The organism is Paludibacter sp. (assembly GCF_009712605.1).
In the GTDB taxonomy this organism is placed as follows: domain Bacteria; phylum Bacteroidota; class Bacteroidia; order Bacteroidales; family Paludibacteraceae; genus Microbacter.
This window is the reverse complement of record NZ_WASO01000003.1, coordinates 32,108-50,647: the sequence shown is the minus strand read 5'-3', so window position 1 is coordinate 50,647 and position 18,540 is coordinate 32,108. Positions and strand designations below refer to the sequence as shown.

2 protein-coding genes are annotated in these 18,540 nt (G+C 45.5%); both read left to right on the top strand.

Annotated features, from left to right (window positions below):
* Positions 1-1,644: hypothetical protein (locus F8N35_RS04350; RefSeq protein ID WP_293050135.1), on the top strand; the 1,644-nt coding region annotated here is incomplete at its 5' end.
* A gap of 278 nt (positions 1,645-1,922) precedes the next feature.
* Positions 1,923-18,539: a hypothetical protein gene (locus F8N35_RS04345; protein ID WP_293050134.1), complete on the top strand. Its 16,617-nt coding sequence runs from the start codon at positions 1,923-1,925 to the stop codon at positions 18,537-18,539.
* Position 18,540 lies beyond the last annotated feature (1 nt).

Below are 18,540 nucleotides of genomic sequence, written 5' to 3'. Positions count from 1 at the left end.
TCTTCTCCTACAATTGCCGATGCACATTCTTCGGACGGTACCGGTGCCGGAAATTTCTCCAGTATCCTGACTGGTCTCGATGCTTCTAAAAAATATTATGTCAGAGCTTATGCAACTAATTCGGCTGGTTTGGCTTACGGGAATGTCGTGACGGCTGGTTTGCCTTCCGTGATAACAACAGCGCTGACTCTCTCTTCTTCCGATAACTCTCTGGCTTCCGGTGGTGGAGTCGTAACCGATGAAGGGGGGGCCGAAGTGACTGCAAGAGGTATCTGTTGGCTGCCTAACAACGCAACACCCACTACCGCAAATCCCAAAACAACTGATGGTGACAGAAGCGGGGCTTTCTCCAGTGCCGTAACCGGACTGCTAAACGGAACAACATACTATTTCAGGGCTTATGCTACTAATGCATACGGTACCGCTTACGGTCCATATATACCGCTAACAACAAAGGTCGTGCCGACGCTCTCTACCAATACGCCATCTATTTCTACTGACAGACCGGGCGTAGCTTCGGCTGGGGGAAACATTACAAATGACGGAGGTGCTAACATTACTTCAAGGGGTGTGTGCTGGAGTTCGACAAACTCTTCTCCTACAATTGCCGATGCACATTCTTCGGACGGTACCGGTGCCGGAAATTTCTCCAGTATCCTGACTGGTCTCGATGCTTCTAAAAAATATTATGTCAGAGCTTATGCAACTAATTCGGCTGGTTTGGCTTACGGGAATGTCGTGACGGCTGGTTTGCCTTCCGTGATAACAACAGCGCTGACTCTCTCTTCTTCCGATAACTCTCTGGCTTCCGGTGGTGGAGTCGTAACCGATGAAGGGGGGGCCGAAGTGACTGCAAGAGGTATCTGTTGGCTGCCTAACAACGCAACACCCACTACCGCAAATCCCAAAACAACTGATGGTGACAGAAGCGGGGCTTTCTCCAGTGCCGTAACCGGACTGCTAAACGGAACAACATACTATTTCAGGGCTTATGCTACTAATGCATACGGTACCGCTTACGGTCCATATATACCGCTGACCACAAAGGTCGTGCCGACGCTCTCTACCAATACGCCATCTATTTCTGCAGATCAACCGGGGATTGTTTTTGCGGGAGGCAAAATTACCAATGACGGAGGAGCTGGCATTACAGAAAAAGGAGTATGCTGGAGTTCGACAAACTCTTCTCCTACAATTGCCGATAGTCATTCCTCTGATGGATCGGGAAGTGGGGATTTTACCAGTACGCTTACAGGATTGGTTGCAACAAAAATGTATTATATCAGAGCTTATGCTAAGAATTCGGCCGGGATTTCTTATGGAAATATTACAACTCCCGCCCTCCCTTCTGTAACCACAGGGGATGTAACTCTTTCCGGGACTGATATATCCATGGCCACAGGAGGAGGTAATGTCACTAATGAAGGAGGATTAGAAGTGTCTGCAAGAGGAATATGCTGGAGTAGTAGCACATCGGCTCCAACCATTACCAATAGTTCATTTACAAAAGATTATTCCAGAGGTGGAATATTTACCAGCAGTTTAACCGGACTAAAAAAGGGTAACACATACTATGTGAGGGCATATGCTACAAATCCTTTAGGAACGATATACGGGAATGTTGTAATGTTTGTGATCCCATAATTTATTATTATTTTCATACAATATCTTAACAAAATATGAGGGATTCATTTGTTGTTGTGTTTATTCATCGCATGGCGTTTTGCCCATAATATTTGTTATCAAATATTTACATTAAGATGCTACCTCTACTTCAAGTGTCCTATCTAAACAACGTTGGCATAGTACCGACATGGCATTTTATCTGATAGTACAGATCAAAAGAAGAATTATTAAATTTTGGTTTTTATTTGTGTATTTTGAATAAGGCGCTACATACAGTTCTATTTTTTGTCCTACTAATGATCGGAATTCCCGCATCAGGACAAAATTATTTTCGGATTATCGGAGGAATACCACACCTTCCGGTAGTTGAACCGTCGGCTGTCGCCACTCCTGAACTCGGTATGCTGATATACAGCACTACTGAGGCCAATCCACTCATTTTTAACGGCACAGGATGGGAAACTCTATGTACCAATAACATCACCGCATCAACTGCGCAGGATTATTTTGTAGTCAAAAACGGTATTCCGTTCCTGCCGTCATTGAGTGATGCTCCATTAAACCCGCAATCCGGCTCTGTTTACTACTCTACGATTACCAAATCGGTGATGGTGTATAACGGCACTACCTGGTCGAAAATGACCGACTTATTGCTGGGCAGCATCACTGACAATAACAGTTTCACTTCCGGTTCGGCAGTAAAAACATACAAACTACCTGTAATCAGCAACAACCCGTCACCCACAGGACTCTCTGCCGGAGCTTTCTATGTCAATTCAACATCCAAAACAATACGCTTTTATAACGGCACCGACTGGCAAGACGTTATGTGCCACCCGATCGTTATCACAGCCATTCCAACCAATATAACCGGCTATACGGCAACCGGAGGCGGAAACATTTTGTCCAATGGAGGATCCAACATTACGCTCCGCGGAATTTGTTGGAGCCCACTTCCGAATCCTGACACTCTTTCCACTTCGAAAACAAGAGAAATCGTAACAGGCAGTGGCGTTGGCAGTTTTACAGGATCGCTCACCAACCTAATGCCCAAAACCACGTATTATGTCAGAGCTTATGCCGTCAATGCAAATGAAATTGTATATGGACAAACCGAGTCGTTCCTTTCTCCTGTTGCACTTCCTACCATCATAACTCTGGATCCCAAGAATATAACCAATATTTCGGCGGAAAGTGGCGGCAACATCACAGCTGACGGAGGAGCTCCGGTAACACAGAGAGGAATCATCTGGAGCAGTCTGGGTGATCCTGCCAGTGACCCGTCGTGCAGTATTACTAACGATGGTTCCGGAGTAGGCTCCTATCCGAGTTCTCTGACCAGTCTGCTTGGAAACACTACTTATTATGTCCGGGCATATGCCGTAAACAGTGCAGGAAAGGCCTATGGCAATCTTTTACAGTTTGTCACCCCTGCTCCAAGTCTTCCTGTCTTCGACGCTACTCTTGTAATGGACAGTATTACAGGAAGCTCTGCCGTTGGTACTGCAAAAATACTTAACAACGGAGGAGCAATAATTACAGAAAGAGGAATTTGTTACAGCACCGACAACATAAATTATCAATGCGTTGCATCAACATCTGTGCCGGATATAGGGTCGTATAGAACTAAACTAACAGGCCTGACGGAAGGCACAACCTACTACGTAAAACCGTATGCCAAAAACAGCGCCGGAATCGGGTATGGAACAGAAACAAGCTTTGTGACAGCCGCTCATGTCAAACTTACTACTGTTGCTCCGTCAAATGTAACAGGCACTAGCGCATCCAGCGGAGGTATTATCTCTGATATCGGATTTTATGCCATTACATCGAAAGGTGTTTGCTGGAGTACCGACAAAAATCCTACAGTCGATCTACCGACAAAAACATCTGAAAGTATTACCGGCGACGGATCAGCCAACTTCACCAGCAGCCTTACGTCATTGATACCCGGTACAAAATATTATTTCAGGGCTTATGCTGTTAATCCGGCAGGAGTCTCTTACGGTAATCTTGACAGTTTAACCACGCTAAATTATCCGACTGTAATCACTCTCAATGTTGCATCATTCTTCAATGACACTGGCGTAGGTGGAGGAAATGTGCTTTCAGACGGAGGAGCCCCCGTTACATCCAGAGGAATTTGCTGGAGCACTTCTGCTAATCCGACCATATCTTCCTATCACACATCAGATGGGAACGGTACCGGAATATATTTCAGTTCGCTTACTGGTCTGGCCACCAATGTTACATACCACGTGAGAGCATACGCTATCAATAGTGTTGGTGTAGCATACGGCGAAGACAAGACATTTGTCGATATACCGGAAGCTCCTCAAATCATAACCCTTGACATAACAAACATAACCAGTATCTCTGCTGAAAGCGGAGGAAACATCACCAGTAACGGAGGAGCTTCTATCACCAAACGCGGTATCTTGTGGAGTACAAAAGGCGATCCGATTGACGATCCTTCGGCAATCATCACCGATGACGGATCAGGAGTTGGCTTATTCCCGAGTACCCTTACTAATTTGCTTGGAAGCACAACCTACTACGTAAGAGCGTACGCAGTCAACGCATTTGGCAAAGCATATGGCAATCTTTTACAATTCACCACATTACCTCCTGTTATTCCGGCGCTGAACTCGGCGGCAATCTCCATAACAGACATAACAGATGTGTCGGCTGTGGGAACGTTGGATGTGATCAATAATGGAGGAGCCCCGGTTACGTCGCGTGGTATTTGCTACAGCACAGACAGAATCAACTATGTTTATGTGCCGTCCAACACTGTGACCGGATCGGATGTAGGAACCTTTGTAAGTAACTTAACCGGATTAACTCCAAATACAACGTACTATGCTAAAGGATATGCCACTAATGGTGTTGGAACCGGATATTCAAGCGAAGTTAGTTTCATAACGGCAGGCCCGGCAACCATAACCACAACGCATCCTACTAGCATTGCAGGATTCTCAGCTGTTAGTGGAGGTACAATCACCGACCCGGGTAATTCTGTTATTACTTCAAGAGGAATCTGCTGGAGCAGTACCGGAATTCCATCTTATACCGACAGTCATGTTGCCAATGGATCAGGAGTTGGCACCTATAGCTGTTCTTTATCCGGATTAACTCCCGGAGTAAAATACTATGTACGTGCTTATGCGTTTAATGCCGCTGGCGTATCGTATGGGAACCTGGATAGTCTGAAGACACTAAATTATCCGGTTGTAAAAACATTATCTGCCTCGTCGTTTTATAACAATACTGGAACGTGCGGAGGTAATGTAATTTCTGACGGAGGATCTGCCATACTCGATCGCGGAGTATGCTGGAGTACTTCTGAAAATCCGACAATTTCCTCTTATTCAGCTTCAGCCGGTTCGGGTGGTTTGGGAATGTACTTTTCAACAATGACAGGGCTGACAGCAAACGTCACTTACCATGTTCGTGCATATGCACTCAACAGTGTGGGTTATGCTTATGGTGAAGACAAGACATTTACCATCATCCCCGAGGCTCCGACTATTATTACCCTCGATGCTTCTGACATCACAAGTATATCTGCTTTAAGCGGGGGGAATATAACCAGCAACGGTGGATCGTCCATCACAAAACGAGGCATAATGTGGAGTACGACCGGTGATCCAACTGACGATCCTTCAGCAATTATTACCGACGACGGATCAGGGGTTGGCTTGTTCCCCAGTACACTGACAAGTCTGATGGGTAGTACCACATACTATGTGAGAGCCTATGCTGTAAACAGTTACGGAAAGGCTTACGGTAATATTATTCAGTTCACTACACCGCCGCCTGTTATCCCTGCTATCAGTTCGGCTTCGATAAACATCACAAATATTACAGGTACTTCTGCTGATGGAACCGTTACTATTCTTAATAACGGAGGTGCCCCTGTTACCGCCCGTGGTATTTGTTGGAGTACTGACAACATTAACTACACGTATGTTCAGTCACAATCACTAAACCTGACTGATCTTGGATCGTATAAAACAACAATTACCGGCCTGACACCGGGAACTACCTATTATGTAAAAGGATTTGCCACCAATAGTGCAGGAACGGCATATAGCAGCGAAGTTAGTTTCATAACGGCATCACTCGTACCTGTTACGACGACAACACCTTCCAACATTACATATTCTACTGCTTCCAGTGGAGGAATCGTATCAAATACCGGCAACTCCGTAATAACCGCACGCGGTATCTGTTGGAGCATTGGCAACAATCCAACCGTTGCTCTGACAACCAAAACGTCCGAATCATTGGGCACCGATGGAACAGGCAGCTTTACAAGTACAATGACAGGGTTAATGTCTGGCGTAAAATATTATGTAAGAGCTTATGCTACAAACAGCGCCGGTACTTCATATGGCAATCTGGACAGCCTGACAACCACTCCTCCTGTCGCGCCGTTCGTCACAACCGTCGGGACGTCATCTGTCTCCGGTTCATCGGCCATCATCTCGGGCGAAGTAACCAGTGAGGGAGGAGATGCTGTCACCGAACGTGGTATTTGCTGGAGTACATCTCCGAGTCCCACAATCGACAAGCTACATGCCAGCAATGGCAATGGAGCCGGAACCTATAATGTTTCTGTCAGTGGCCTTACAGGTGGCGTCACATATTATGCACGTGCTTACGCTGTAAACAGCATTGGCATAGGTTATGGAGATGACATCGTATTTACGACAGATGTTGCTCCTACACTTACCACCGTAGCTCCAACGTCTGTTACCAATGCTTCTGCAATAAGCGGAGGTAGTATATCAAGTGATGGTGGTGATCCGGTAAGCAGCAGAGGTGTTTGCTGGAGTACAATCCCAAATCCCACTTTGTCGGACTCACACACCACCGATGGATATGGAACAGGCATTTATACTTCTAATATAACCGGACTCTATGGCAGCACAAGGTATTACCTGCGGGCTTATGCCGTAAACAGTGCTGGTATTGCCTACGGAGATGAAGTAAGTTTTATCACGGCATCGCCGATGATTCCTACCGTCACAACTGTTGGGATGAGTAATGTTGCCGGAACAACAGCCGAAGGTGACGGTAATATCTCCAGCAACGGAGGTGCCGACATTATAGAACGGGGGATTTGTTGGGGTATTGCCGCCAATCCTACAATAGACTCGGCAAGGGTTTCCTGTGGAACCGGAACCGGAAATTTTGCAGGCATTTTAACCGGATTAAAAGGAAATACTCTATACCACGTCAGAGCTTATGCCACAAATAGCGTAGGGATTGCTTACGGTAATGACATAACCTTCAAGACAGTAACAACCCCGACAATTATCACATCTGCTATTTCTGCAATTACCGGAGGAACTGCTCAGGGCGGTGGAACGATTACAAGCGATGGAGGATCGGCTGTCACATCAAGCGGTATCTGCTGGAATAACAGTGGTATGCCTACAATCGACAATGTACATACAACCGGAACTATTGGTATAGGAGAATTCATTCATAAGCTTACCGGACTGAGAGGTAATACGTGGTATTATGTCAGAGCTTATGCAATAAACAGCGCCGGGATTGCTTACGGCAATGTCGTTACATTCTTATCCGGAGCTCCCGAATTGCCGACGGTTACAACGGTTCCGGCTAAGAGCGGGGCAGATGGGGTTTCTGGGGTTTCCGGAGGTGTGATCGTATCCAATGGTGGTGCCCAAATAATGAAAACCGGAGTATGTTGGAGTACAGTATCCGGATTTATCCCCGATACTGTATTATACAACAGAACCATACAAACAGATACGGTAAGTTTCAATTCAACGTTTGGCAAACTGCGGTTAGGAACAACCTATTATGTAAGGGCATATGCTACGAACGGAATCGGTACCGGTTACGGAGATGAGGTTCCTTTCACAACTTACAACGTGCCAATGGTATCGACAACCAATGCCAGCATGGTAACCAACGTGTCGGCAAGAAGCGGTGGGTCTATAGTTTCGAACGGAGGTACTATCATTACTGCAAGTGGTATTTGCTGGAGCACTTCGCATAACCCCACATTAAGCAATGATCATCTGGATAATGCACCTGGGGAAGCTGCATTTACGTCAGATATTACTAATTTGCTTGGGAGCACGGTTTATTACGCCAGAGCCTATGCCACCAATAGTGCAGGAACTGCGTATGGCAACGAAATCAGCTTTACCACTCAGCCGCCCACTATTGCCACAATAGTGACCAATGCAGCTAAGATATTATCGGGCACTTCAGTATCCTGCGGAGGTACAATTACGTCAAACGGAGGTGCTATAGTAACAACCAGAGGGTTATACTGGTGCACATCTCCAAACTTCAACACGGATACAATTAAGCATAATCGTACCGCAGAAACCGGTTATTTCACCGGATCGTACACTCATAATATGGATGGGCTGCTACCAAATACAGTCTATTATGTTAAAGCGTATGTTGTCAATAGCGCAGGCGTGGCCTACGGTGATGAAGTCAGCTTTAAAACTCCGGCTCTGCCAACACTTACAACATTGTATGCCTCTGCAACAGGGAGTACAAAAGCAACCAGCGGTGGTGAAATTTCCGATGATGGTGGTGCTACTGTCACTACAAGAGGTGTTGTATGGAGTACAATTGCGACCTTTAATGCCGATACCGTTACTGTAAACAAGACTTACAACGGCTCTGGTACAGGAGACTTTATCAGTACAATTACCGGGCTAAGGGGTAATACTACTTATTATATCAAGGCTTATGCAACAAACATCGCCGGTAAAGCATATGGAAATCTGCTGAGTTTCATTACAGATCCGCCGACTCTGGCTACCCTTACAACACGTGATGCATGGTACATTGGGGGTACGACCGCATACAGTGGCGGCTATATTTCTGATAATGGTGGAGAACCCGTCACTACCCGTGGTATGATGTGGAGCACTGTTTCCGGTTTCAGACCAGATACTGTGACCGTTAATAAAATATCACAAACAGGTACAGGAAACGGCTATTTCACCACATTGATGAATGGGTTAAAACCAGGAACTACTTATTATATAAGAGCATTCGCAATCAATAGTGTAGGTGTTGCTTATGGAAACGAATTGTCGTTCACAACTCTCATTACTCCTTCTTTAACAACTAAAGAGGTGACTCCTTCTGCCAACGGCGTTTCTGCAAGTGGTGGCGGTACTATCATTAGTGATGGCGGTGGATCCATCACCAATCAGGGTGTATGCTGGAGTACAGGACATAATCCTACGGTAAGCCTTTATACCAAAACAACATATGATAGCGGAAGCGGATCGTTCAACAGTACATTGACAGGTCTGAAACCTGCTACTACCTATTATGTAAGAGCGTATGCAGTAAACAGTCAGGGAGTTGGTTATGGCAATGAAGTAAGCTTTACAACTCCGGCTATACCTCCTACACTTACAACAAATTATACAACCACTCTGTCTACTTCGTCGGTGGCATCCGGAGGTAATATTACAAGTGATGGTGGCGCAGCCGTAACGTCCCGTGGAATACTTTGGAGTACAAATGCAAACTTTGTTCCCGATACAGTAACTATAAATAAAACGATAGACGGTACCGGTACCGGCAACTTCACAAGTATTGTTACCGGCATGAGTATGAGCATGAGCTATTATTTCAGGGCATATGCAACAAACAGTGCAGGAACTGCGTACGGAAATCAGGTAAGTGTTACTATCTTCCCGACAGCTCCAAGACTCATCACTGTCGACATCAATTCTGTGGGTGGTTATACCGCACTTAGTGGCGGACAAATAACCAGCGATGGAGGAGCGCCTGTTACACTAAAAGGTCTTTGCTGGGCTACTCATACCAACCCAACAGTAGACGACTACCATACTTACAACGGCTCCGGTACTGATAGTTATGTCAGCACTATGACAGGTTTGGCTCCCAACACATTATATTACGTCAGGGCTTATGCGATCAATAAAATCGGTACTGCCTACGGTTTGGAAAAAACCTTCCTTACTGATGCTCTGCCAACACTGACAGCAACTAAACCCGTCACAAATATTGTAGCAACTACCGGAACCAGTGGAGGAGAAATAACCGATGACGGACGTTCTCCAATTATCGCACGAGGCATCTGTTGGAGTATATACAGCAATCCGACGGTTTCATTAACAACTAAAACAGTAGATAACACTACAACCGGAATCGGAACATTTACTGCCAACATGGCTGGTTTGCAACCAGAAACAACATATTATGTACGCGCTTACGCAACAAACGCCGTAGGTACCGGATACGGGAGTCAGGTTACATTCAAAACCCTGCCGGTTATGCTTCCAACAATAACTACTACTCCTCATTCATACCTTGATAGTACGAAAGCGATAAGTGGAGGTACAGTTATCAATGATGGCGGTATGCCAGTCAACGTCAGAGGTGTATGCTGGAGTCTTGACCGGAATCCGAATGTCAGTCTGGCATCAAAACTCAACGATAGTTCGGGCGGTCTGGGTAGCTTTACCAGTACGGTTACTGGATTATCTCCAGGCACTAAATATTATCTTCGTGCTTTTGCCACTAACAGTTTGGGTACCGGTTACGGAGAACTGGATAGCTTAACCACACAACCCATACGACCGGTAGTGAGTGCCGTCGCGATGTCAAATCTTACTATGACAAACGGAGTTGCAACTGCCACTGTCATAACGAATGGTGGAGCCACTATTACCGATAGCGGATTTTACTGGAATACAACCGGAAAAGTTCCGGTATATCCAACCCCGGTTGACAGTACATTGTCTGTAGGTGCAATCGGAAGTCCGATTACAGGAACTGTAAATGGGATTCAGCCCAACACGACCTATTACATTTGGGCCTACGCAACAAATAGTGAAGGTACAAGATACAGCAGTGTACCAACAGTATTTACCACTCCGACAATACCGACTGTTGTAACCATGACGGCTCGCTCTGTGGGACGCTATACAGCAATTAGCGGTGGCACAGTTACCAAGGATGGTGGGGTTCCTGTTACCGGAAGAGGTGTATGCTACAGCTACATTGGATTACCTACTATTGATAGTACCAAAGTAGCATATACAACCGGTGGCACCGGATCTTATTCCGTGTCTTTGTCCGGATTAAAAGAAGGAACCAAATACTATGTACGAGCATATGCTACAAATAGCATGGGAACTGGTTACGGACAGGTTGACACTCTTACAACCCTGACCATTCCTACCGTTATCACTGCCAATGCAGACTCAATATGGAGCTCCGGCGTCGCAATCGGAGGTGAAGTAACCGCATCAGGAGGTTCAACAGTGACGTCACGTGGGGTTTGCTGGAGTGCGACAGTGCTGCCTACTGTCGACCTAACAACTAAGACTGTAAATGGAAGTGGATTAGGGAAATTCAAAAGCTCGGTTACTGGACTCACCCACTCTACAATTTATTACATACGAGCCTATGCTACTAATAGTCTTGGAACTGCTTACGGACAGACTGATACTATTAAAACAAACCCAGTTGTGCCTACCTTATCTAATGTAGCCCTGGCTGCATTGAACGATTCGACACAGATTGGAACAACATCCGTAACAGATGATGGAGGAGCCCCCGTTATTCAAAGAGGTATCTGCTGGGGAACTGCAGAAAGCCCGACCCTCAGCAATTCATTCGTCATTGACTCCGGAACAGGACTTGGAAGTTACAATGATACCATAACAAAACTTGTTCAGGGAGTTACATATTATGTGCGTGCTTTTGCAAAAAATAGTGCCGGAGTCGGATACGGGCCTGATGTCAGCAGTAAGAGCTGTCCGTCATCTTTCACCGTCATTCATCTAGCTGGCTTTAACGGAGCTCCGGTAACTAAAAATACGGTCTACCATTCAATTAGTACCAATCTATCGGGGGCTGCCCGCTGTTGGTTAACACAAAACCTCGGAGCCGATCAGCAACCCATATCAGCAACCGATGCAAGTACTGCATCTGCCGGCTGGTACTGGCAATTTAACGATCAACAGGGTTACCAACACAACGGAACTACACGCACTCCGGGATATACGTGGGCATCCAGTATTAATGTAAGTTCTCAATGGCTTCCTGCAAACGATCCTTGTAACTTGCTTTTAGCCCTCGGATGGCGCATTCCAACATATGCAGAATGGCTGGCTGCAGATGGAGCACCCCAAAACTGGGCAAACTTAAATGATGGTTTCAATTCTGTCTTGAAACTGCATGCCGGTGGTATGCTTACAGCCGCGTCCGGAGCTCTGACAGAACGTGGCACAACCGGCTATTACTGGACATCCACTCAGTCGGGCTCAACCACAGGATATAACCTTACCATACAATCTGCTTCCAGCAGTATAGCTTCCGGTAATTCCAAAGCATCTGCTATGTCATTACGCTGTATTCGAGATGGAATAACCCTTTCCGTTCCGATTGTCACAAATGTAACAGTTCCTGATTCTACGCAAACTTCGACCTCAGCAGTAGCCAATGCCACAGTAGTTTCGGATGGTGGAGCCTCGGTAACAACTCGTGGGTTCTGCTGGAATACCACAGGAACTCCTACCATTAGCAATAATGTAATCTCCAGTGGGAATGGGAAAGGATCATTTACAGAACAATTAACCAATCTGAGTCAAGGAACAACTATTTATATCCGAGCCTATGCGACAAATACACAGGGGACAGGATATAGTCCGACAACTTTCAGCTTTATTATTTGCCCGACCTCATTTGATATAATTCATACCGCAGGTTTGAATGGAGCTCCTGTTACCAAAACGGTAACATATCACTCCTTAAGTAGCAATATTTCAGGTGCGGCCCGCTGTTGGCTGACCCAAAATTTAGGTGCAGATGTACAGCCATCTTCAGCAACCGATACCCGGGAAATATCAGCGGGTTGGTACTGGCAGTTTAACTCCCCGCAAGGATTTAAACATGACGGGACAACGCTTACTCCTTCTAATGCCTATACTGCGTGGAACACTAACTATGCCGGAACTCCAAACTGGCTTTCAACAAATGATCCATGTAACCTATTGCTCGGATTGGGATGGAGATTACCAACTTATACCGAATGGAATACTGCGAATTCCAACAGTAATTGGAGTAATGCAACAAGTACGTACAATTCATCATTAAAATTGCACATGGCCGGCTATCTTTCTAATTCGAATGGCAGCCTGCAATCAAGAGGAGGTGTCGGTGATTACTGGAGTTCAACATATTGTAGTAGTGGAGCTTACAGTTATCTTTTGCGATTTAATGCTAGTTCGTCTGCTATGACCAACGACTTGCAAACTTATGCTTATCCAGTAAGATGTATTCTCGCATCTTTGGTAAAATCAGTTCCCATGGTTAGTGCTGTATCGATTCCTGATTCGGCCATGACAGCTACTACTGCCGATGGAACTGCTACTGTGGGTTCCAGCGGTGGAGAAAATGTTACAACACGGGGATTATGCTGGAGTACAACGAATGCAACTCCATCTATCTCCGACAATATTATACCATCAGGATCGGGGACCGGTTCCTTTACTGCTACGATCCCGGATATTCAACAAGGAGTTACTTATTATGTGCGGGCATATGCTACTAATAGCATAGGTACCGGATACAGTCCTTCCGTATCTACATTTAAAATTTGTCCGACCTCGTTTGACGTAATCCATACGGCAGGGTTGAATGGCGCACCTGTTACCAAAACAGTAACTTATCACTCCATTAGCACAAAAATATCTGGAGCTCCCGTCTGCTGGCTGACTCAAAATTTAGGGGCTGACCACCAGCCAACATCAGTCAGTGATGCGTCAGAAGCTTCTGCTGGTTGGTACTGGCAGTTTAACTCCCTTCAAGGATTTAAACATGACGGAACAACCCTCACTCCTTCCAACGCATATACGCCATGGAATACTAACTATTCGGGAACTCCAAACTGGTCGTCTGCAAACGACCCCTGTAACCTGTTACTCGGATTAGGATGGAGACTGCCAACCTATACGGAATGGTACAAAGCAGATGATGCGCCCCAATTTTGGCAAAAAGCCTCCGATGCTTATAGCTCTGTCCTTAAATTACACATGGCCGGTTATCTGGCAAATGGATCAGGAGCTCTCTCCTCAAGAGGCAGTGTCGGTGACTACTGGAGTTCCACATATTGTAGCAGTGGTGCTTACAGTTATCTTTTACGTTTTAATGCCACTTCATCGGCTATGACTAACGACTTGCAAACTTATGCTTATCCGGTAAGATGTATTCGCGATGCTGTCACCATATCAATACCAACGGTTAGTAATGTAACGATTCCAACTTCAGGGATGACCGAATCGACCGCTATTGGCACTGCAACAGTGGCTTCTAGCGGAGGAGCTAACGTTACAGTTCGTGGATTGGTATGGAATACTACCGGTACACCGACTTTATCTGATAGTGTCATTGCAAACGGATCAGGCTTAGGTATATTTAATACGACTATCAAGAGTCTGGATCAGAATTCCACCTATTATGTCCGTGCATTTGCTACAAATAGCAAAGGAACTGCTTATAGCCCGGCTGTGACCAGTTTCAAAATTTGTCCTTCATCATTCAGTGTGATTCATACTGCCGGATTAAATGGGGCGCCGGTAACTAAAACTGTTACCTATCATTCCATCAGTAGCAATATTTCAGGATCTGCTAAATGTTGGCTAACTCAAAACCTCGGTGCCGATAGTATACCTTCATCTGTAAGTGATGTAACTGAAGCATCGGCTGGTTGGTACTGGCAGTTTAACTCTTCGCAAGGATTTAAAAATGACGGAACAACCCTGACGCCTTCAAACGCATATACAGCATGGAACACTAACTATTCCGGAACTCCAAACTGGGCGTCAACAACTGATCCCTGTAACCTGCTACTCGGATTAGGATGGAGACTGCCAACCTATACGGAATGGTATAATGCAAATGCTGCACCTCAATACTGGCAAAAAGCCGCTGATGCTTATAATTCTGTGCTCAAATTGCACATGGCTGGCTATCTTTCTAATTCGAATGGAAGTCTGCAATCAAGAGGAGGTGTCGGTGATTTCTGGAGTTCTTCATATTGTAGTAGTGGTGCTTACAGTTATCTTTTGCGTATTAATGCCGGTTCGTCTGCTATGACAAACGACTTGCAAACTTATGCCTATTCCGTAAGATGTATTCGTGATGGTGTCTCAATATCCATTCCAACGGTCAGCAATGTAACTATTCCAACCTCTACCATGACAGCCACTACTGCTGCCGGTACGGCAACAGTTGCATCCAACGGGGGAGCAACGGTTACAACTCGTGGGCTCTGTTGGAGCACCTCAAATGCAACACCGACAATCTCAGATAATATAATACCAACTGGTGACGGACTGGGAACCTTTACCAGTACAATGGGGGCTTTAAGTCAGAATTATACTTACTATGTTCGGGCATATGCCACTAACAGCAAGGGAACTGCTTATAGTCCAACAGTGACCAGCTTTAAGATTTGTCCGACTTCGTTTGACGTAATCCATACGGCAGGTTTGAATGGCGCACCTGTTACCAAAACAGTCACTTATCATTCTATCAGTACCAATATATCTGGTGCTGCCGTCTGCTGGCTGACTCAAAACCTAGGTGCTGACAACCAACCAACATCTGTGAGTGATGCATCGGAAGCTTCGGCAGGTTGGTACTGGCAGTTTAACTCTCCTCAAGGATTTAAACATGACGGAACAACCCTTACTCCTTCCAACGCATATACGCCATGGAATACTAACTATTCGGGGACTCCAAACTGGTCGTCTGCAAACGACCCCTGTAACCTGTTACTCGGATTAGGATGGAGACTGCCAACCTATACGGAATGGTACAAAGCAGATGATGCACCCCAATTTTGGCAAACAGTCACCGATGCTTATAATTCCGTGCTCAAATTACATATGGCGGGTTATCTTGCAAATGGGTCAGGAGCTCTCTCTTCAAGAGGCAGTGTCGGTGACTACTGGAGCTCCACATATTGTAGTAGTGGTGCTTACAGTTATCTTTTACGTATTAATGCTACATCATCGGCTATGACCAACGACTTACAAACTTACGCTTATCCGGTAAGATGTATTCGAGATGCTGTCAACATATCTATACCAACAGTCAGCAATGTAAGTCTTCCTACTTCCGGCATGACCGAATCCACTGCTATTGGTACGGCAACAGTGGCTTCCGACGGAGGAGCTACCGTTACAGCACGTGGGCTGGTATGGAATACCAGTGGAACTCCTTATATTACCGATCACGTGGTTGCCGATAACTTTGTTTTCGGTTACGGGCTGGGTAGTTTCTCTGACACCATTACAAATCTAGATCAAAGTTCCACCTATTATGTCCGTGCGTTTGCTACAAATAGCAAAGGAACTGCTTATAGCCCGGCTGTGACCAGTTTCAAAATTTGTCCTTCATCATTCAGTGTGATTCATACTGCCGGATTAAATGGGGCGCCGGTAACTAAAACTGTTACCTATCATTCCATCAGTAGCAATATTTCAGGATCTGCTAAATGTTGGCTAACTCAAAACCTCGGTGCCGATAGTATACCTTCATCTGTAAGTGATGTAACTGAAGCATCGGCTGGTTGGTACTGGCAGTTTAACTCTTCGCAAGGATTTAAAAATGACGGAACAACCCTGACGCCTTCAAACGCATATACAGCATGGAACACTAACTATTCCGGAACTCCAAACTGGGCGTCAACAACTGATCCCTGTAACCTGCTACTCGGATTAGGATGGAGACTGCCAACCTATACGGAATGGTATAATGCAAATGCTGCACCTCAATACTGGCAAAAAGCCGCTGATGCTTATAATTCTGTGCTCAAATTGCACATGGCTGGCTATCTTTCTAATTCGAATGGAAGTCTGCAATCAAGAGGAGGTGTCGGTGATTTCTGGAGTTCTTCATATTGTAGTAGTGGTGCTTACAGTTATCTTTTGCGTATTAATGCCGGTTCGTCTGCTATGACAAACGACTTGCAAACTTATGCCTATTCCGTAAGATGTATTCGTGATGGTGTCTCAATATCCATTCCAACGGTCAGCAATGTAACTATTCCAACCTCTACCATGACAGCCACTACTGCTGCCGGTACGGCAACAGTTGCATCCAACGGGGGAGCAACGGTTACAACTCGTGGGCTCTGTTGGAGCACCTCAAATGCAACACCGACAATCTCAGATAATATAATACCAACTGGTGACGGACTGGGAGTATTTACCAGTACTTTAACCGGTCTTAGTCAAAATTACACCTACTACGTTCGAGCATATGCCACTAACAGCAAGGGAACAGCTTATAGTCCAACCGTGACCAGCTTTAAGATTTGTCCAACCGAATTTAACATTATTCATACGGCAGGGTTGAACGGTGCACCTGTCAGCAAATTGGTTACTTACCACTCTATCAGCACCAATATTTCTGGTGCTCCCGTCTGCTGGCTAACTCAAAATTTAGGAGCTGACAACCAACCAACATCTGTGAGTGATGCATCGGAAGCTTCGGCAGGTTGGTACTGGCAGTTTAACTCTCCTCAAGGATTTAAACATGACGGAACAACCCTTACTCCTTCCAACGCATATACGCCATGGAATACTAACTATTCGGGGACTCCAAACTGGTCGTCTGCAAACGACCCCTGTAACCTGTTACTCGGATTAGGATGGAGACTGCCAACCTATACGGAATGGTACAAAGCAGATGATGCGCCCCAATTTTGGCAAAAAGCCTCCGATGCTTATAGCTCTGTCCTTAAATTACACATGGCCGGTTATCTGGCAAATGGATCAGGAGCTCTCTCCTCAAGAGGCAGTGTCGGTGACTACTGGAGTTCTTCATATTGTAGTAGTGGCGCTTACAGTTATCTTTTACGTTTTAATGCTACTTCATCGGCTATGACCAACGACTTACAAACTTACGCTTATCCGGTAAGATGTATTCGAGATGCTGTCACTATATCGACACCTACAGTAAGTAATGCTAGTGTTCCAACTACAGGGATGACAAGTACTTCAGCGGCCAGTAGTGCTACGGTTTCTCTTGATGGAGGTGATACAGTAACCGAACGCGGTTTCGTATGGAATACAACAGGAGCACCCTCCACTTCGGATAATAAAATCATAAACGGTAGTGGCACCGGCAGCTTTACAAGTACTATTACAGGTTTATCGGTTGGAAACACTTATTATGTAAGAGCCTATGCTATCAATAGCAAAGGAACAACCTATAGTCCGACAACAACCAGCTTTAAGATTTGTCCAACAACCTTCAGCATTGCACACACTACAGGAACCAATGGGGCTCCAGAAACGAAAACTGTTACTTATCATTCGATTAGTAGTAATATAACAGGGACGGCCAAATGCTGGTTAACCCAGAACTTGGGTGCTGATCAACAAGCCTCATCTGCAAGCGACAATACTCAAGCCTCTGCAGGTTGGTACTGGCAGTTCAACCAACCACAAGGATATGCCTACGGAACTTCTCGAACCCCATCTACAGCATGGAACACTAACTATTCGGGAACTCCAAACTGGTCGTCTGCAAACGATCCTTGTATCCGGCTACTCGGATCGGGATGGAGACTGCCAACCTATACCGAATGGTATAATGCCAATGCTGCGCCTCAATATTTTCAAACAGCTAACGACGCTTACAATTCTGTCCTGAAACTGCATATGGCCGGCTATCTTTCTAATTCGAATGGCAGCTTGCAATCAAGAGGAGGTGTCGGTGATTACTGGAGTTCCACATATTGTAGTAGTGGAGCTTACAGTTATCTTTTACGTTTTAATGCCACTTCATCGGCTATGACCAATGACTTACAAACTTATGCTTATCCCGTCAGGTGTATAAAAGACTAAA